The sequence below is a fragment of the Oceanobacillus sp. AG genome (assembly GCF_009746545.1).
In the GTDB taxonomy this organism is placed as follows: domain Bacteria; phylum Bacillota; class Bacilli; order Bacillales; family Amphibacillaceae; genus Oceanobacillus; species Oceanobacillus indicireducens.
Genome location: NZ_WOWT01000037.1, coordinates 25,094 through 42,231 on the forward strand (window position 1 = coordinate 25,094; position 17,138 = coordinate 42,231).

21 protein-coding genes are annotated in these 17,138 nt (G+C 37.6%); 10 read left to right on the top strand and 11 right to left on the bottom strand.

What is annotated here, in order from left to right; genetic code table 11:
* Nucleotide 1 precedes the first annotated feature (1 nt).
* Nucleotides 2-1,117 carry an ABC transporter ATP-binding protein gene (locus tag GN217_RS16545; RefSeq protein ID WP_156857759.1) on the bottom strand — a complete coding sequence of 372 codons (1,116 nt, stop codon included), beginning with the start codon at nucleotides 1,115-1,117 and terminating at the stop codon, nucleotides 2-4.
* 476 nt (nucleotides 1,118-1,593) lie between these two features.
* On the opposite strand from GN217_RS16545, the gene GN217_RS16550 reads away from it, so the two are divergent.
* The 6 genes from GN217_RS16550 (at nucleotide 1,594) to GN217_RS16575 (ending at nucleotide 7,132) form a co-directional block, all read left to right on the top strand.
* Nucleotides 1,594-2,385, top strand: coding sequence for a MurR/RpiR family transcriptional regulator (locus GN217_RS16550; protein WP_156857760.1), 792 nt, complete (start codon nucleotides 1,594-1,596; stop codon nucleotides 2,383-2,385).
* Nucleotides 2,386-2,508: 123 nt separating this feature from the next.
* Nucleotides 2,509-3,432, top strand: coding sequence for a 1-phosphofructokinase (pfkB, locus tag GN217_RS16555; RefSeq protein WP_156857781.1), 924 nt, complete (start codon nucleotides 2,509-2,511; stop codon nucleotides 3,430-3,432).
* Between the two features lie 2 nt (nucleotides 3,433-3,434).
* Nucleotides 3,435-4,865: a PTS fructose transporter subunit IIC gene (locus GN217_RS16560; protein WP_156857761.1), complete on the top strand. Its 1,431-nt coding sequence runs from the start codon at nucleotides 3,435-3,437 to the stop codon at nucleotides 4,863-4,865.
* Between the two features lie 6 nt (nucleotides 4,866-4,871).
* Nucleotides 4,872-5,339 carry a PTS sugar transporter subunit IIA gene (locus GN217_RS16565; RefSeq protein WP_156857762.1) on the top strand — a complete coding sequence of 156 codons (468 nt, stop codon included), beginning with the start codon at nucleotides 4,872-4,874 and terminating at the stop codon, nucleotides 5,337-5,339.
* A gap of 2 nt (nucleotides 5,340-5,341) precedes the next feature.
* On the top strand, nucleotides 5,342-6,211 hold the full coding sequence (locus tag GN217_RS16570) for a class II fructose-bisphosphate aldolase (RefSeq protein WP_156857763.1): 870 nt from the start codon (nucleotides 5,342-5,344) through the stop codon (nucleotides 6,209-6,211).
* Nucleotides 6,212-6,283: 72 nt separating this feature from the next.
* Nucleotides 6,284-7,132 carry a Cof-type HAD-IIB family hydrolase gene (locus tag GN217_RS16575; protein WP_156857764.1) on the top strand — a complete coding sequence of 283 codons (849 nt, stop codon included), beginning with the start codon at nucleotides 6,284-6,286 and terminating at the stop codon, nucleotides 7,130-7,132.
* 263 nt (nucleotides 7,133-7,395) lie between these two features.
* Here the strand turns inward: GN217_RS16575 and GN217_RS16580 are convergent, their stop codons facing one another.
* Complete coding sequence (locus GN217_RS16580) at nucleotides 7,396-8,802, bottom strand: single stranded DNA-binding domain-containing protein (RefSeq protein ID WP_156857765.1); 1,407 nt, start codon at nucleotides 8,800-8,802, stop codon at nucleotides 7,396-7,398.
* A gap of 91 nt (nucleotides 8,803-8,893) precedes the next feature.
* On the opposite strand from GN217_RS16580, the gene GN217_RS16585 reads away from it, so the two are divergent.
* A complete protein-coding gene (locus GN217_RS16585) occupies nucleotides 8,894-9,472 on the top strand; it encodes a metallophosphoesterase (protein WP_156857766.1) in 579 nt (192 codons plus the stop codon).
* Nucleotides 9,473-10,084: 612 nt separating this feature from the next.
* On the opposite strand, the gene GN217_RS16590 is transcribed toward GN217_RS16585, so the two are convergent.
* The 3 genes from GN217_RS16590 to GN217_RS16600 all read right to left on the bottom strand — a co-directional run bounded on the left by GN217_RS16590 (nucleotide 10,085) and on the right by GN217_RS16600 (nucleotide 11,710).
* Entirely contained in the window at nucleotides 10,085-10,528 is a 444-nt protein-coding gene (locus GN217_RS16590; RefSeq protein WP_156857767.1) for a LysM peptidoglycan-binding domain-containing protein, read from the bottom strand.
* Nucleotides 10,529-11,145: 617 nt separating this feature from the next.
* Nucleotides 11,146-11,430 (bottom strand): YrhK family protein, encoded by a 285-nt coding sequence (locus GN217_RS16595; protein WP_198042704.1) that lies wholly within the window; start codon nucleotides 11,428-11,430, stop codon nucleotides 11,146-11,148.
* A 100-nt stretch (nucleotides 11,431-11,530) separates the two neighbouring features.
* Nucleotides 11,531-11,710 carry a YjzC family protein gene (locus tag GN217_RS16600; protein ID WP_156857769.1) on the bottom strand — a complete coding sequence of 60 codons (180 nt, stop codon included), beginning with the start codon at nucleotides 11,708-11,710 and terminating at the stop codon, nucleotides 11,531-11,533.
* 115 nt (nucleotides 11,711-11,825) lie between these two features.
* On the opposite strand from GN217_RS16600, the gene GN217_RS16605 reads away from it, so the two are divergent.
* Complete coding sequence (locus tag GN217_RS16605; protein WP_156857782.1) at nucleotides 11,826-12,032, top strand: amidase family protein; 207 nt, start codon at nucleotides 11,826-11,828, stop codon at nucleotides 12,030-12,032.
* Between the two features lie 75 nt (nucleotides 12,033-12,107).
* On the opposite strand, the gene GN217_RS16610 is transcribed toward GN217_RS16605, so the two are convergent.
* From GN217_RS16610 to GN217_RS16620, 3 genes are all read right to left on the bottom strand, one after another.
* A complete protein-coding gene (locus tag GN217_RS16610) occupies nucleotides 12,108-12,449 on the bottom strand; it encodes a type II toxin-antitoxin system RelE/ParE family toxin (protein ID WP_156857770.1) in 342 nt (113 codons plus the stop codon).
* A 13-nt stretch (nucleotides 12,450-12,462) separates the two neighbouring features.
* Nucleotides 12,463-12,618, bottom strand: a complete 156-nt coding sequence (locus GN217_RS16615; RefSeq protein ID WP_156857771.1) for a hypothetical protein — start codon at nucleotides 12,616-12,618, stop codon at nucleotides 12,463-12,465.
* Nucleotides 12,619-12,742: 124 nt separating this feature from the next.
* Nucleotides 12,743-12,976: a hypothetical protein gene (locus GN217_RS16620; protein ID WP_156857772.1), complete on the bottom strand. Its 234-nt coding sequence runs from the start codon at nucleotides 12,974-12,976 to the stop codon at nucleotides 12,743-12,745.
* A gap of 267 nt (nucleotides 12,977-13,243) precedes the next feature.
* On the opposite strand from GN217_RS16620, the gene GN217_RS16625 reads away from it, so the two are divergent.
* Together GN217_RS16625 and GN217_RS16630 are read left to right on the top strand one after the other, a co-directional pair.
* Nucleotides 13,244-13,489, top strand: a complete 246-nt coding sequence (locus tag GN217_RS16625) for a hypothetical protein (RefSeq protein WP_194461824.1) — start codon at nucleotides 13,244-13,246, stop codon at nucleotides 13,487-13,489.
* A 30-nt stretch (nucleotides 13,490-13,519) separates the two neighbouring features.
* On the top strand, nucleotides 13,520-14,161 hold the full coding sequence (locus GN217_RS16630) for a response regulator transcription factor (protein ID WP_156857774.1): 642 nt from the start codon (nucleotides 13,520-13,522) through the stop codon (nucleotides 14,159-14,161).
* A gap of 333 nt (nucleotides 14,162-14,494) precedes the next feature.
* Here the strand turns inward: GN217_RS16630 and GN217_RS16635 are convergent, their stop codons facing one another.
* The 3 genes from GN217_RS16635 to GN217_RS16645 all read right to left on the bottom strand — a co-directional run bounded on the left by GN217_RS16635 (nucleotide 14,495) and on the right by GN217_RS16645 (nucleotide 16,911).
* Nucleotides 14,495-14,896 carry a VanZ family protein gene (locus GN217_RS16635; RefSeq protein ID WP_198042705.1) on the bottom strand — a complete coding sequence of 134 codons (402 nt, stop codon included), beginning with the start codon at nucleotides 14,894-14,896 and terminating at the stop codon, nucleotides 14,495-14,497.
* Nucleotides 14,897-15,349: 453 nt separating this feature from the next.
* Nucleotides 15,350-15,910 (bottom strand): sugar O-acetyltransferase, encoded by a 561-nt coding sequence (locus tag GN217_RS16640; protein ID WP_156857776.1) that lies wholly within the window; start codon nucleotides 15,908-15,910, stop codon nucleotides 15,350-15,352.
* A 26-nt stretch (nucleotides 15,911-15,936) separates the two neighbouring features.
* Nucleotides 15,937-16,911 carry a carbohydrate kinase family protein gene (locus tag GN217_RS16645; protein WP_156857777.1) on the bottom strand — a complete coding sequence of 325 codons (975 nt, stop codon included), beginning with the start codon at nucleotides 16,909-16,911 and terminating at the stop codon, nucleotides 15,937-15,939.
* Nucleotides 16,912-17,138: the final 227 nt, after the last annotated feature.

The window sequence follows — 17,138 nt, forward strand, 5'->3', positions numbered from 1 at the left end:
CTCATGCCGTTACGACCTCTTGCTGTTTGCCCGCTCTTGCCGGCTTAATCAATAATCCTGTATCCGAATCAAAGAAGCATAGATTTTCAATTGCAATATGTACTGGAACCTTCTCCCCTACTTGCACGTCCCATTGTCCCGGCCATTTAGCCGTCCAAACTTCCGCACCGACTTCAAACGCAAGCAACGTTTCATTTCCTAACTGTTCTACATTTATCACTTCTACAACATGTGTAGTGTTTTCTGCAGTTCCAGGGTAAAGATGTTCCGCTCGTATACCAATCGTTACGTTCGGGTAGCGTGGTACATTGTTGATAACGGGATCTATTTCTAGATGAAGTGCATCATCAATCACAAGTTGATTCAGGTCAGCATGAAAAACAGCCTTCCCCATATTCATTTTCGGTGAGCCGATAAAAGAAGCTACAAATAAATTTGCAGGTTCATTATATAAGGTAATCGGTTTTCCGACCTGCTGAATCTTTCCATCATTCAACACCATAATTCGGTCCCCCATTGTCATCGCTTCGACTTGATCATGGGTCACATACACCATCGTCATCCCCAGCCTTTTTTGCAAACGACGAATCTCCATTCGCATTTGCCCCCGAAGTTTAGCGTCTAAATTGGAAAGCGGCTCATCCATTAAACAAAGTGGCGCCTCACTCACGACCGATCTCGCTAATGCGACACGCTGCCTCTGTCCTCCTGAAAGCTCCTTTGGCTTCCGTTTTAACAGCTCACTTAGCCCCATCATTTCTGCAGTTTCGATAAGTCTCTTTTGTTGCTCCTCTTTATCCACTTTTTTCGCATTTAAACCGAAAAGAATATTTTGCTCCACAGATAAATGTGGATATAGCGCATAATTTTGAAAGACCATCGACAGATTTCTGTCCTTCGGTGGCAGGTGATTCACAACCTCGTTACTAATTTTCAATGTGCCGGATGTAATATCCTCAAGGCCTGCAATCATGCGAAGTAACGTACTTTTACCAGATCCAGACGGACCAACCAGTACAAAAAACTCCCCTTCTTCAATGGATAGATTGATTTCGTCTAATACGTTTTTTTGCTTATCGTATGACTTTGAAATATCCACCAAATCAATTTGGCCCATATGTCTCCCTCCTTTTATTGAACAAGTTTTATTAAACCATATTTTTTTAGGAAAAAGTTTAAATTTACAGAATCGTTACAAGGGATTAAGGTGGGGTTAATATTATTCATGGTGGGTTAATATTAGGCGTATTTGGAAGTGAAGGTTGGCTTGGAGTGCGTACGAATCCCCCCATTCAATGCTCGGTTGATTGGAGAATGGACGAATTTCAATGAATGGTATACACGAAAGCGAATATAACTTTCGCTTTTATTTAATCATGTATCTCTTAAAACTATAAGCATCAAAAACTACGTAATTAACTGCAATTATTTCGACGAAAATCTTTTAAAACATGTTTTCAACAGGAACCATTAAAGATTTGAGCCTTTTTATTTTCTACGACTATAACCCATACCAACTTTTTTCTCGTTTCATTGATGGATATAAGGTAAAATTAAATGTAGGAATACACATAGTAAAGAAGGTGAGCAAAAATGAATAAGCCTCTATTCGACATACCTTACAATACCTATTCCTTGTTAAGTGAGACAGAGCGATATCTCCTTGAATATATTCATCAAAATATTGAGGAAATCGCTACCATGTCCATTGTAAAACTTAGTGAACGTGCAAATGTGTCAACAGCCACCATTGTACGACTGATGAAGAAAATAGGCTATAACGGCTATACTTCCTTCAAATACAGATTAAAACAAGATAAAAAAATGGCTGACACAGGGGATTGGCTTGGAGATATTGATGAGGATATTAAACGTGTCATTAAGAAAAATGAAGAGGAAGTCCTGAAAACAACCCAGCTACAAAGTATTGGACAAATTGAAGATGCTGTCCAAAAAATGTATGACGCTGAGAAAATATTTATTTTCAGTCGTGGTTTTTCAGAAATGATTGCCAAAGAAATGATGGTCAAGCTGCAAACATTAGACAAAATCTGCGAAACCCATGAAGATCCAAATATTATACGTATCAAGTCACGAAATTTGAAGAAGAATGATTTAGCTATTTTTGTTTCTTTAAATGGCGAAACATCTGAGCTAGTAGAAGCTTGTCAGAATTTAAACATCAAACAAGTGACAACAATTACATTAACAACCCGTATCGATTCAAGTTTGAGTAAACTATCGGATATGACATTATTAGGGTACAAAGTGGATCATTCCTTATTTCAGGAGTATGAAGTTCGTTCTCGTCTTTCCCTGAATGTCATAGCAAGAATTCTCCTTGATGCTTACGTTATTCGAACAAATAAGAAAACCTTTCAGTAGCCGTGCTGGAAGGTTTTTTAATTTTATCTCACATCTTTCATGAAAAGGTTTACAGAATCTGAAAACATTTTCATGAAATGCTATGAGATAATTACATTAACAAAAGAGAAAGAGGGTGAGGCTGTGATTTATACATGTACGATGAACACGGCTATTGATTTATACGTGGCATTGGATGAATTGAAACCAGACACGGTAAATCGGACACATGATGAAGATTACCAGCCTAACGGTAAAGGCGTTAATGTATCTATCATGCTAAAAAAGTATGGAATAAACAATGTCGCATTAGGATTTATAGGAGGCTTTACTGGTAAATTTATTAATGATTCGCTAATTGAATTAGGAATAAAAACAGGTTTCATCGAAGTCGATGGCATTACACGAATAAATGTTTTTATTAATTCAGATGAAGAATACAAGGTTGTTAACCAGGGACCAGAGATCAGTAATAATGAGCTCAAACAGCTATTAGATAAAATTAAATCGATTCCATCAGGCAATACACTTGTTGTATCAGGCAGTCTTCCAAAAGGTGTACCCGATTCGGTTATTATTGATATCGCAAAAATCTGTGCTCAGAATAATGTGAAGCTTGTGCTTGATACAAGTGTCAGCACAGTAAAAGAGACGCTTCCTTACAAGCCATATTTATTAAAGCCAAATGAAGAGGAAGTAGCAGCTATCTTTCAACAAGCACATCCACTTTCAGAGGAGGAGCTTGTTGGCTGCGGGAAAGAACTCATTAAAATGGGTGCACAGCATGTCATTATTTCAAGAGGAGCAGAAGGAGCACTTTATTTCTCGAAAGACAATTTGTTAAAAACAAATTCTCCAAAAGGGGATGTAGTTAATACAGCATGCTCTGGGGATGCGTTACTTGCCACATTCCTAGGTAAGAAGATGCAAGAAGTACCTCTTGATAAGGCCCTTACTTATGCGGTTGCAACTGGAGCTTCAACAGCTTTTTCTAAGGGACTTAGTGATCTATCAGATATAGAAACACTAATAAAACAAGTAGAAGTTATATCTTACGAGGAGGAGTAAATATGACGAAGAAAAAAATAGTTGCTGCAACTGGTTGTCCTACTGGAATAGCCCATACATTTATGGCTGCTGAAGCATTAAAAAAAGCGGCTGAAAAAATGGATGTTGAAATTAAAGTAGAGACACATGGACAAGTAGGTGTAGAAAACGGCTTAACAGAGAAAGAAATTCTTGAAGCGGATGGCGTTATTGTCGCGGCGGATAAAGATGTAAATACAGATCGTTTCCACGGGAAACGATTGGTGGAAGTTCCCGTCGCAAAAGGGATCCGCACACCAGAGGATTTAATCAATCAGATTATAAATGAAGAGGCTTCTATCCATCGCGTCAGTGGGTATGATGAAAATAATCAAGAACCAAAGGAAGAGTTAAATAGCGCACCTCAACAAAAAGGTAATAGAAAATGGCTTCATTCTATCTATAAGCATTTAATGAATGGTGTATCTCACATGCTGCCTTTTGTTGTTGGTGGTGGAGTTTTAATAGCAATATCTTTCTTGTTTGGAATCTATTCAGCTGATCCAGAACATGAGCAATATAATCAGTTTGCTGCATTATTAAACCAAGTTGGCGGACTAAGCTTTAGTATGATGGTACCGATTCTCGCAGCATTCATTGCGGAATCAATTTCCAAACGTCCTGCCATGGTTGTTGGTTTTGTTGGTGGACTCTTAGCTAATGAAGGTGGAGCAGGATTTCTAGGCGGTATACTAGCAGGGTTTATTGCTGGTTATGTAATTATTTTATTACAAAAATTATTGAAAAATATGCCGCAATCATTAAATGGATTAAAATCAATTTTCTTATATCCAGTGATAGGGATTTTCCTTATTGGAATAATTATGACGCCAATTGTTGTTCCTTTAACTGGACTAAATGAAGGCTTGATGGATTTCTTAGCTTCTGTTCAAACATCTAATCCACTTCTATTAGGAATTATTGTTGGCGCTATGTCGGGATTTGATATGGGAGGTCCATTTAATAAAGCAGCATATGTAACAGGAACATTACTGTTAGCAGAAGGAAATCTTTACTTTATGGCTGGGGTATCTGCTGCATGTATTGCACCGCCATTAATTATAGCATTTGCTACAGTTATCTTCCCTAAATATTTCACAAAAGAAGAGCGTAATGCTGGTGCGGTTAACTTTATTTTAGGTTCAACGCATATTACTGAAGGAGCAATCCCATTTGCTGCGAAAAACCCAGTTGTCGTACTGCCAATCATTATGTTTGGTTCTTCTATTGCAGCAGTTCTTACGTATATGTTTGGTGTTCAAGTACCCGCACCACACGGTGGATTCCTAGTACTACCAGTAGTAACAGGTGCTTTTCAATGGGTATTCTCAATTTTAGTCGGCTCACTAGTAGGAGCTGTCATCTATGGTTTATATCGAAAAAAAGCAGCTCAAAAGAATCCAGTAAAGGAGTAGTTAGTAATGAAAAGTTTAATTCAACCTAATTTTATTCAATTGAATGCTACAGCTTCCACACAAAGGGGCGTATTTCAAACAATCGCAGACATTGCTTTCGAAAATGGTATTGCTAGTTCTGCTGATGATGTATTAAATGGTTTGGTGACTCGTGAAGCTCAAAGTACAACCGGTTTTCAAGAAGGATTTGCAATTCCACATACTCAAGTAGAATCTGTGATAAAACCGGCGATCATTATCGTACGTACAGAAACAGGAATTGAATGGGAGTCGTTTGATGATAAGTCGGCATTCTTTTTCCTTTCACTTCTTATACCAGAATCAGAAGCAGGTACGACACATCTACAAGCATTAGCTGCACTATCTCGTGCTCTAATGGATGATGAAAAACGTCAGGAATTACTTGATGCGAAAACAAATGACCAATTGGCTGCGATTCTAGAAAATGTCATTTCAACAGGAGAGGACAATTAATTATGAGTTTATTATCTACTACACCAATGCTTGAAAAAGCGAAAAAAAATAATCATGGGATAGTTGCATTTAATGTGCACTCTTTTGACAGTATTTTCTGGGTGCTAGAAGCGGCGTCAGAATTGAAGTCACCAGTTATTTTACAAACTACAGTAGGCACGGTTCAATCGCTCGGCGCCAAAAATATTGTTGAAGTAGTTAAGGCAGCTTCAGAACATTATAAAGTCCCAACAGGTCTACACCTCGATCATTGCACGGATTATGAAGTGATTAAAGAAGCAATCCGCGCAGGCTACACATCTGTAATGATAGATGCTTCTATGCATCCATTTGAAGAGAATGTAAGACAAACAAAACAGGTGGTAGACCTGGCTAAATCACTTGGAGTAAATATTGAAGCGGAACTTGGTAAAGTAGGCGGAGTGGAAGACGATATCGTCGTATCAGAAAAGGATGCTCAAAAAGCAGTGCCAGCAGAATGCAAGAAGTTTATTGAATTAACAGGCGTTCCAACATTTGCCCCTGCGATTGGTACGGCTCATGGAATATATAAAGGTGATCCAGATATTGACTTCGAACGTATTGCAGAAATAGCCGAGCTTATCGATGTCCCACTCGTATTGCACGGTGGTTCAGGTATCTCAGATGAGGATATACGTCGCTGTGTATCACTTGGTATGGCAAAAGTGAATGTTTCAACAGAATTAAAAAATGCGTATTCCATAGCTATACGGGAACATTTCGAAAATGCCCCCGACAGCCTGGATCCACGTGCTTATTTGCAGAATGCGAAGGAAGCAGCTAAAGTAATGGTGAAATCAAAAATTCAAATGGTAGGCAGTGAAGGTAAGGTCGTTCCTTCATTTGTATAATCAGTTTGGCCTTTCTCATGCTAGTCGAGAAAGGCCTCTTCAAATACATAGCAACAAGAAGGAGGAGACGAAATGAAGATAATTACGATAGATTTAGATGGCACATTACTTTCTAATAATGGTGATATTACAAAAGCAAATATCGATGCAATCCACGAGGCCCAAAATAAAGGGAATATTGTTGCGATATCATCAGGGCGTTCATTGCAGGATACACAGCAGATTTTAAAAAATGCTGGAATAAATTGTCCGATTATTACAGGGAATGGAGCAAAGTCTTTTCACAATAATACAGAGCTCCATAACTTATTTCTTCCTGTGCCTATTGTAAAAAAAATGATGAGTTTATTAGAAAGCAGCGAACTTTATTATGAAATGTATACAAAGAACGGAATTTTAATAAAAAATGACGGCGACAGTGTATTGAATAAAGAAATTGAAAAGTTACAAGGGAACACTGACGAATCTTTCGAGTGGGCGAAAGAAATTGTTAAGATTCAATACAAACAACATGGGTTGATTTATACAGATAATTATTGGGACGTAGACCTTACGGGCCTGGAAGTATATAAACTATTCATCCTTTCATTTAATGAAGAAAAGCTACAAGCACTTCGGGGATTGATATCTAAAAGAGATGATATTTCCGTTACAAGCTCAGGGAAGCAAAAACTGGAAATTGGCCATGTAGAAGCAAATAAAGGGAATGCACTGAAATGGTTGGCAGAATATTACAATGTTCCTTTAGAATACACCGTAGCAATTGGAGACAATTTAAATGATATACCAATGTTTAATATAGCTGGCACAAGTATAGCGATGGGAAATGCAGAACCTGAAACGAAGAATTACAGTACCCATATAACGAAAAGATATGATGAAGATGGGGTTGCTTATGCATTGAAGAAATATGTGATTTAGGATCACTGTATTGATCCGTTTAAGAAATTTAGCAAGACATACCCAAACCAAATGCAGCAAAATAGAGAGTGCAAATTAAACTGCCAAAAGTACACACCGCTTACACAGTTTAATTTACACTCTCTATTAAAGTAAAAAGAAGCTTGACTGTGCCAAGCTTCTTTTACTTTTTCTATTAGTATTTTTTTTACATATTCTGCAATGCCATTTTTTCCTGAATAGTGCAGCGAACCAAACATTAAGTTTTTATTCCTGCTATTTACCTACCGCATCTCAACCGGCCTTTCCCAATAATCCACATAACCCTGCTCTATTTTCTTACCAGATTGCGCTTCAATCTGATTCACTAACGCATTCCATTTCCCATTTCTCGCTTGTTCGTTTTTCGCAGTTTGAACATCCATCGCTTTCTTTAATAACCGTTTTTCCATTTTTTCATCAAGATAACCTTGATCTTCTCCCAGTTCCACTAACTTCTCCAATTCAGCCAGGGAGAGAATCGCTTCTACAGGAAACACTTCTTCCGTGACATGCCCTGCCTCATCCCGGGCAATAATTGTTATCTCATAACTTCCAGGTGTATAATCTAAAGGTTCAATAGAAATTTCATCTTCCATTGTATTATCTTCCATCTCAATGATAACTTCAGCTAAGTCCCCATCTTCATCGTACACATCAACTGGAATTTGATAGGATCCTGTAATATCAAATGTCGTGAAATCAGATATAGGATGAATGATTGGTGCAGAACCAGCATCTGCTGTCTTTTCGATATGGTCTTCATCCACTACTAATAACTGATACGTATCTTGAAAAATCGAAGCTACACCAGATACCGCAACTTCTTCGCCTTCTTCATAATTGCTTACAAACGCTTCATAAGAAATATCCGTTCGGTCATCGACGCGCACTCTCGTCAGGTTTTCACCGTTTCTTACATCAAATTCAAAGGCATTCCAGTAGGACACAATGTTTTCAATTTCACCTTGAATTGTAACGCGCTCGCCTTGGTTGGCATCATCTATTTTATCGACTGCTTCAAATTCTGGGAGTTGACTTTCTCCAATAACTTCAATTTGCTTCAAATCTGAAATTTGCTTTAACCCTTGAAAAGTCGAGATGACACCTTCAACCTTCACCTTATCTCCAGGACGAAACGCCTCATCATGTTGAAACACATAAATCCCTGCCGTTTCATCTTGTACATAAAATCCTTGCCCGCCGAAAAGTCCTGGATCTGTTGTAATCACACCTTCGACTGCAACAGACTTACCATCCGCTAGATTTCGAGCTTCCTGAATCGAACGTGTTACCGTTTCCTCATTATCTTCTTCCGCTTCACCGATAACCGCAGGATTTGTAATAACGTTTGTTGAACCTTGACGTAAGCGAACATTCGCATTTCCATCCACATTTTCGTTCAGCTGGACATTTAGCGTATGCCTTGCAATTCCTTCTTCATTTGCTGTAAGTGAAAAATGTTCACTATATCCATAATTAGCAGGCCAGCTTCCGTCAAGGTTCTGAACTTTGGCTACTTGTTGTCCACCTTCTAAGTAGATACCTAGATTGTAACCAGTAACCGTTTGACCAGGATCCAGACCTTCAGCCACTACGTCAATCGTAAAGACTTCATTATTTGGGAAAACTGACGCAAAATCGAGTGACATTTCCGGTTCTTTAACCGGATCTTCCGAAGAACCAAAAGAGCCTGCCGCAAATGTAGCTGGGTCAAACCAATCATAAGGAAGAAAGCTCTACATCTGGGGAAAATGGAGAACATACGCTACACTTGTCCAGAAGAAACGACAGGAAAATGAGCATATGATCGTCCTCGATAATGGTGATTTGATTCAAGGCACACCACTCATGACCCATTACGTAAAAAATCATGCGGAGAAACCGAATCCGATGATTGCGATTATGAATCAAATTGGTCTCGATGCAGGTGTCCCCGGCAATCATGAATTTAATTTCGGAAAAGCTATTTTACAGGACGCTGTCGATCAGTCGAACTATCCATGGTTATCCGCTAATATAGTAGATGAAAAAACGGGTAAACCCTATTTTGGCTCCCCCTATATCATCAAAACATTAAGTAATGGGGTTAAAGTAGCCATTACCGGCGTGACCACGCATTACGTTCCAAACTGGGAAACACCGGAGCATATTCAAGGCATTCAGTTCGCCGATGCCTTTACCACTCTAAAAGAGATCGTAAAAGAAATACAATCTAATGAAGACTATGATCTCCTTATTGCCCTCTACCATGGTGGTTTCGAAAGGGATATGGAAACAGGAGAAGTAACGGAAACTTCAGGGTTTACATCTACACGCTAAAAATATTGTGAAACTTATTACCCAAGAAATTCCCTCAATTAATCTTCTTCCTGAATGGATATTAGCTACAATAAATAACCTATGACACTATATTATTTTCCACAGGACCCTTATCTTAGGCAGATTCCAATAACATTTTCACTTTTCTAGCCTACTTAAAATGATAGACACAACGAAAATAATAACAGTTCCATTCAATTATTTCAATTTATTTTGACGTTTATAATGGAGAGCGACCAGGCTTAAAAAAAGAAAAGGGTTTTCAAGCACTGTACGAGGAACGAGTTTCTCGACGATTCCTTAACGTTTAGCCGTGCAAAGGGAGAGACGAGAATACTGCTCATCATTCGAGATTAAAATTATAAAAAAGGATCTATCCCCGCAATATAAAAAATAAAATATAGCTAGAGAGACTGATCCTTAGATTTCTATATAGGTTGAATAGAACTAATGATAGGCTAGTTGTGGTGCGCAGTTCTCTGGTAAACGTGTAAATTCTGCCCTTCTCCCATTACTTGCGCACCACCCCAAATGGAGGTATTTGGATAACTCCCCCAAAACTAGCACGTTTAAATGGTATAATAGCTTTTTATTTATAAGTCATCCACGATATTAATACGTCCAAACCTTAACCTCCAAATCCTGCACCCCAAATTCCAAAGCATCATCCAAGTCTTCTATATAAATATCCAGGCGCCCATTCGTAATTGCACTTCCGCGGTCTTCACAGACATACGTTTCATCCAGTGCTGGAATATGTATTTTTGTACCGAATGGCAGAGCTTGCGGACACGCCATCGTATGGTTCTCCTGGACAATTTCTCCCGAAGCTGTAATTCCGTAACCAGGATCCCCTGGGCGTTTTTTCGTAGATTCATAACCTGCTGTGTATGCCGTTACTCGAAATGGTACACCTTCTCCATCCGGTATTTTTATCGTCTGTCCAAATTTAATATCTGACGGGTTACTAATCGCAGAATTGGCTGCAATTAATGTATTGATATCTACCTGATAGAGTTGAGAAATTCGGAATAAACTTTCTCCCGGCAATACCATATGATTCTTTTCAGCAGAAGCCGTTCCTGCTAAGAATAGAAAACCAATAAAGAATGTGAAAATATAAGAAAAACGCTTGATAATAAAACCTCCCCTAAAAATTTACAATTCTCCCGGTAGACTATACCCGGTTAGATAACTTGCAAACTTTATTTTAGGGGAGGGCTGGGATTTACTTTCCTTTTTGTCAATTTAAATAAAGAAGATTAAAAGATGATAAACAACTGAATGAATTTAATGGAAAGAAGTTTATAAAATGTGCGAACCTGAAGCTCCCATGAATTCCCTGGGAGGTTCGCACATAAAATTCTGTGTTAATATGGTTATTTTATGATTTTAACTTGTTTTAGTGATTGTAAAGATGACAGAATACTATATATAGTATATTAGAGATATTTCCGTCAATATATCGTGCCTCTCCCTGTATTGGGAGTGGGGATTGAAATAAAGGAGCTATGCCATAGGTTATGAGGACTTACTCTGAATCTTGGGGATTTATACTTCCAATTCATAAAAAACCCCTTATAATTGGGATAGGTAGTTCTATCCCAATTATAAGGGAATCCATATGGACAAGAATATTACAAAATCCGCAATAAATGAACTGTACAGAAACATCACGACTTATCCCTATTTAATTTTGATCTTCGAATAATTTTTATCGTTGGCCGAACCGTAAGTGCCAGACTTCCAATTAAGTAAAGAATTTGACCATAAATGGAAGCTGCCCCAGTTATATTTAAAATACTTCCTGTTACAAAAGATATGCCAGTTAATATATCCCCTATTAATTGAATGCTCTCATACTTTTTTATGACATATAAGCTGAATCTGCCATTACTTAACTCGAGATCATATCGGTCTCCATTTTCCTTTGTTTTTATTTTAGGAAGAAGTGACACCATTTCCCTCCTAAGTTTTCCTTATTTTATTTTGAAAATCTCCATCATGATAATCAAAACCCTCTTGAAACATCCAAGAGGGTTCACTTTTTTGTTAATGCTATACTTTTACCCAATAAGCTGCATCATTACTGGAAGGGGATGGCGGGAATTGTTCCCCTTTTTCGATATTAATTGTTGTGTTATCGTTATTTCCAGAACCGCCATTCACTAGACTATCAACCTTAAATTCACCGCTTTCAGGTGCTTTTTCACCTGTTTTGAATCTGTTGTCTGCCATCTTTCTTCACCTCCAAATTTTTATAGGTTAACTCAACAGTAGGCATAAAAATATCCTTAGTGTTGTTTTTCCTTTTTTTCATAATTTAAACACTAAGGGTAGCTTTTAGTCTAATATAAATAGAAGTGGTTCTTCGGGTGGCAGTCGTGCAGCGATTGCAGATGGTTTAATAACTTTGGCTGAAGGGACAGATACAAGAGACTCTAGTCGAATTTCTACCGCCTGGTGTAGAATTTATGCAATTCATGAATCAGACAAAAACAGCCAACTTGATGTCCCTTCTGCTACATATTTATTTAAAGTCAATATTAAACCCCCTTAATGTTGGTATGTCTTTACTACCAACAATAAGGGGGTTAAGCTAGTCACAAAAATCATCTAGTGTGAAAAAAGTGGTTTATACTAAATTGGATACTCTTTTGCTAATTAAGGATATTATTTCTCTATTTGGTATATCATCTTGCTCATTTTTAGAATATATTGTAAGTGGATATATTTCATTGTCAGAAGTTACTAAATACCAAATAACTCTAAATCCCCCACTTTTACCTTTATTGGCATCGGGGTTTTCCAACCTAGTTTTAAATACTTTATCACCTTTTAATTTTAGTCCCCCTATATCATTGCCCTCGATATTTCCTTCCTCAAACCTTTCGAATAAACTTGCTACTAAATCAATGGAAGACGGATATTTTCTTGCAATTTTAATTAAATCTTTTTCAAATCCTTCGACTTCCATTACCCTATAAAAATTATTGTTCTTCACTTAACTTTTCTCTAACTCTTGCAATCATATCTTTATAGGACCGTTTAGGTAACTTACCTTCTCTAATTTGCTGTACTTCATCAAGTGATCTAGATATAGACTGTTCAATATCGACCTTTACATCTTCTACTACATTAGCCATATCCTCATCCCCTTTATTATAGTTACCGTTCTCACACATACACATCACACCTTTTTAGATATGTATATGCAGTGTTACCTCTAATTACTATTATCATAACATAAATCACACTATTTGCGAATACCTAGCCCCTTCTACTGTAATTTACTACCCTGAAGTCAATGGTTTCGTACGGTTGGATCAGTTCAAGTGTAAATTCCACGCTGTTCCTTAAATTCGTTTTTCCCAAGTCATTCAAACTTGTCTCTGCCGTCTGAAAGCTTATCATTCCTAGTGCTGCTAAAGGAACGATGGTTAACAGTATGGACATGCTAATTAACTTTGCCCGAATTGACTTGTTGATAAAAAACCTTTTCATTGTAATAGCCTCTTTTCTATAGTTTCCTGCAATCCTTTTTTACAAAAACGGGCATGCATACCTTTTTCGACAATAAACTCCAAATTTCGACATTTATATTAAAACTTTCCCATTTATGAATGAATGCATGATGAGAAGACGAGGTAATCAATCCCGCGCGCCCGTTTCTACGATGCAGGAATTGGCCTCCGGATCAGAAACAGGCAGATCGCGTGAGTGAACTAGCATCTGCTATGAATTCTTTTACAACGAAAGTCATGGATGCAAATGAAAAAGGAGCATATAACACAGATAACAGAAAACCTTTCCGACATTACGGCAAACACCCAAGAAATGAACGGAACAATTGAAGAGATTGCTTCCATATCAGAAGAATCTGCAGCGGGAATTGAAGAAACCGCTGCATCCTCGCAGCAAGCAAGCAGTTCAATGGAGGAAATAGCGGGAAGTTCCGAACAGCTGGCAAAAACTGCTGAGGAACTGAATGATATTGTACAACGATTTAAATTATAGAAGTATTGGATTATAGGGGATGAACGAGGATTGAGTAATATTGCATTTATACATGATAACAGTTTGTATATGAAGGGAATCGTTCATATTCTGAACGAAGAGATACCAAAACATACCTTTCATTTATATAATTATAAAGAGGTACTTTCAGGGGAAACAAGGATTCATTATTACACGGATTTGTTAATTCTTGAATTAAACACTCAAACGAGTCAGGATGAAATCTATGAAAAATATCAAAACAGAAATATTAAAATGGCAGTTTGGACATTTTCAGAAGTCCATCGAGAACAAATCGCAGACTTAATGAAAAAAGGCATTGATGGTTATTTTTATGGTGACCTTGACCTAAACCAATTCCAATCAGCCATTCTCGATATTTTAAAAGGGAATAAATATATTCATACGTATTTTTCATCTATGATTCTTCATGAATATGCACGGATAACGAATCAATCCGTGACGAGGCCTTCTGATTTACTGACCAATAGAGAATGGGAAGTTTTGGAGGGGCTGTCCAAAGGCTGGCAAAATGAGGAAATCGCAAATCAATATAGCATTTCTGATAAGACAGTGAAAAATCATGTATCTTCCATTATAAAAAAATTGAAGGTGAAAAATCGGATGCACGCTGTACTTGCTGCAATACGAAATAATTGGGTGAGTGTGTAGGTTGCTGCTTTCTGCACAAAGAAATCGACAAAAGACGAAGAGGATCAACATGTGATTCTTTTCGTCTTTATGCTGTCTATGAGTTTTTGTTCTAGATAGGTCAGGTGATGGTTGTAATACCTAAGCTTTACAACTTTGCTTGGGGGAATACTACGAAAACCCTCCTCTTACATGCAATAATTATTACCTCTTATTTTATAAAGTAAAACTTCAACCAGTGGGAGTTTTACGGACGGTTACACCGGGATAAAAACCAAATCAAAAAAGTCTTGATTATTTTTGATATAACGCTTGGCTTACTTCATCAGTTTCTTATACTTTCCCCTGCACGAATCATTTCTCTGCCGCATCAGACAGTGTACGAGGAATAAGCGAGTACAAAAAATGTAACATAATAAAACTAACAATCCCCACAACATTTGCCGCAACGTCTATTAATTCAGCACCACGTCCAAAAAACGGCTGCACGAATTCAATGACAAATCCATATAAAAATGCGAGTAAAAATACCATTCTCATATTTTTAATCACTTGCCGCAGCAGTGCTGCCAATGCAAAAAACAGGAAAAAATGACCCGCAAACTCGATATGGCTGAATTCTCCATGAAAGAAGTTGAGCCAGCTTGGTTCTTGGCTAAGCTGGAATTGCACATCACCTGCGAATACTGCAAAAGCGGGCGTGGAACACAGCAATACGAATATTACAATCAACCAAGTAAATACAATAAATAACATAGGCACTGCCCTTTCTTTTTCTATTGTATATCATAGTATTGCCGACTGACACAAGTTTAATAACCTTTGGGGCAATATAAAAGTCTAGTGGTAGGAATGAGTTATTTTGATAGTGTCTTGGTCCTTTACCTACGATAGGGGTCTAATTATAATATCTATTGGTTTGACCAATAACAAAACGGAAATCGGTAAGGAGCTATTGTTTGTCATGATGACTTCGACCACAGCTATACCCTCCATTTTAAACTTCATGCTTTGATATTTCACAGCAGTATAGACACCATTATATGACTTTAAGATCCAACTTCTATCTCCATTTTCCAATTGCAAATTTTTTACGTTTGGTCGGCTTCTCCAATAGTTTGTACTCTCCACGAAAACAAAAAGGGAGCTTGACTTTAACGCCCAGCTCCATCTTAATTTAATATCTGCTGAGTTCGCAATCTCAGAAATTCAATCTTCCACCCGTTTTATTATCCTGGCAGGCACCCCGCCTACTACCAAATTATCCGGCACATCTTTCGTAACTATCGCACCTGAAGCGATGACAACATTATTCCCTATCGTTACGCCGGGGTTTATTATTGTATTTCCGCCAACCCATACATTATCTCCAATAGAGATTGGCTTGGCATATTCTTTTCCTGAATTACGTTCGGTTGGATCAAGTGGATGGGTTGCTGCATAAATTTGCACACCAGGACCGAGCATACAATTATCTCCAAATCGTACTTCACAGACATCTAAAATGGTACAGTCAAAGTTTGCGAAGAAGTTATCTCCTACATATGTATTAAACCCATAGTCAAATCGGATATTTGGTTCCATATATACATTTTCTCCCACAGATCCAAGTAAATCCATTAATAATGGTGTGCGTTTTTCCTCTTCCGTTTCCAAAGTTTGATTATATATTCTAACCTTGCGCCTAGCTTCTTCACGTTTCTTTAATAAGACTGGGTCAGAAGGATTATAAACCTCCCCAGCTAACATCTTCTCCATTTCTGTTTTCATAAGAAAGTAGCACCTGCCTTTTTGAATTATGGCATTTTAAGAATTAAGACTTCTTCAATAGATGCTAAAGCTGTTAATGAACCTACTTTTGTACATACTTCCGAGCTAAGATAATTTGCAAAGCGGGTTACTTCTTTTAAATAGTTAAAATCAGAAACTGAAATCGCTTTTTCTTCGTTTAGCCTATTTGAAAACTGATAAAGTACTGCTCCAACAAAGGCATCCCCCGCACCGGTTGTATCAATTGCTTCTATACTTTTACTCGGAACAACTTCATATTTTTCTCCATTTGATATAATCGATCCTTCTTCACCAATTGTAACAGCAACTATTTTTGCTCCGAATTGATGAAGTTTAGCTATTCCATTGGAAACTTCATCCTCATTTGTCAAAATAACTAATTCTTCATCACTTACTTTAACAAAGTCCGTATAAGCCAGGATTTCCCTTGACAATTCTATAAATTCGTTTTCATTTCCTTTCCATAAATCCTCTCGGAAGTTTGGATCAAATGAGATGAATTTCTTTTCATTATAAGCTCTTTTAATCAGGGAAAAATACGTCTCTCTTAGCGGTGCTTCCAGTAAAGCAGTGGCTGAACCAAAGTGAATGACCTTCGATTCCATTACATCGGTAAGGGAGAAATCTGTCATCCTAAGATTTTTATCCGCTCCACGATAAAATTGAAAGTCACGTTCGCCCCCCGTTACCAAGGAAACAAGTGCCATCGTGGTTGGGAGACTTTTATCTCTTACCACCATCGAAGTATCTACTTGGTAATCTTTCAACGTTTCAACTAGAAAGTCACCAAAACTGTCACTTCCAACTTTTCCTATCATCGAGGCTTTTCCACCCAGTCTAGCAATCGTTGCAGAGACATTAGCGGGTGCACCACCTGCCATTTTTTTGAAGTTATCCCCATCTTTTAAACTTACATCTACATCGATACAATACATGTCTATTAATAGCTCTCCGATACAAGCTACATTAATTCCTGTCATTGTGCCACCTCATTTTATATGAAATAGAAGCCTATATATAATAGCGCTTCCTTTTTTACGGATATCATATACCCGTTGTTCCATTCAGTAGTAATCATTTACTCAACTTTCGCAGAGTAAAAATGACATCTAACCTTTATCTGGTAAAGTACTTTTGGAAATTCATTATGGACCTTGACATCTGCCTACTATAAAAAAGAAAAACACCTCCACTTTTGGTATAGTTT

Bases quoted from the DNA above. Each gene is read 5' to 3' on its own strand.
- GN217_RS16545 (WP_156857759.1), bottom strand. From the start codon at position 1,117: ATGGGCCAAATTGATTTGGTGGATATTTCAAAGTCATACGATAAGCAA.
- GN217_RS16550 (WP_156857760.1), top strand. From the start codon at position 1,594: ATGAATAAGCCTCTATTCGACATACCTTACAATACCTATTCCTTGTTA.
- GN217_RS16560 (WP_156857761.1), top strand. From the start codon at position 3,435: ATGACGAAGAAAAAAATAGTTGCTGCAACTGGTTGTCCTACTGGAATA.
- GN217_RS16565 (WP_156857762.1), top strand. From the start codon at position 4,872: ATGAAAAGTTTAATTCAACCTAATTTTATTCAATTGAATGCTACAGCT.
- GN217_RS16570 (WP_156857763.1), top strand. From the start codon at position 5,342: ATGAGTTTATTATCTACTACACCAATGCTTGAAAAAGCGAAAAAAAAT.
- GN217_RS16575 (WP_156857764.1), top strand. From the start codon at position 6,284: ATGAAGATAATTACGATAGATTTAGATGGCACATTACTTTCTAATAAT.
- GN217_RS16580 (WP_156857765.1), bottom strand. From the start codon at position 8,802: ATGTCACTCGATTTTGCGTCAGTTTTCCCAAATAATGAAGTCTTTACG.
- GN217_RS16590 (WP_156857767.1), bottom strand. From the start codon at position 10,528: ATGGTATTGCCGGGAGAAAGTTTATTCCGAATTTCTCAACTCTATCAG.
- GN217_RS16600 (WP_156857769.1), bottom strand. From the start codon at position 11,710: ATGGCAGACAACAGATTCAAAACAGGTGAAAAAGCACCTGAAAGCGGT.
- GN217_RS16610 (WP_156857770.1), bottom strand. From the start codon at position 12,449: ATGGAAGTCGAAGGATTTGAAAAAGATTTAATTAAAATTGCAAGAAAA.
- GN217_RS16615 (WP_156857771.1), bottom strand. From the start codon at position 12,618: ATGGCTAATGTAGTAGAAGATGTAAAGGTCGATATTGAACAGTCTATA.
- GN217_RS16620 (WP_156857772.1), bottom strand. From the start codon at position 12,976: ATGAAAAGGTTTTTTATCAACAAGTCAATTCGGGCAAAGTTAATTAGC.
- GN217_RS16625 (WP_194461824.1), top strand. From the start codon at position 13,244: ATGAAAAAGGAGCATATAACACAGATAACAGAAAACCTTTCCGACATT.
- GN217_RS16635 (WP_198042705.1), bottom strand. From the start codon at position 14,896: ATGTTATTTATTGTATTTACTTGGTTGATTGTAATATTCGTATTGCTG.
- GN217_RS16640 (WP_156857776.1), bottom strand. From the start codon at position 15,910: ATGAAAACAGAAATGGAGAAGATGTTAGCTGGGGAGGTTTATAATCCT.
- GN217_RS16645 (WP_156857777.1), bottom strand. From the start codon at position 16,911: ATGACAGGAATTAATGTAGCTTGTATCGGAGAGCTATTAATAGACATG.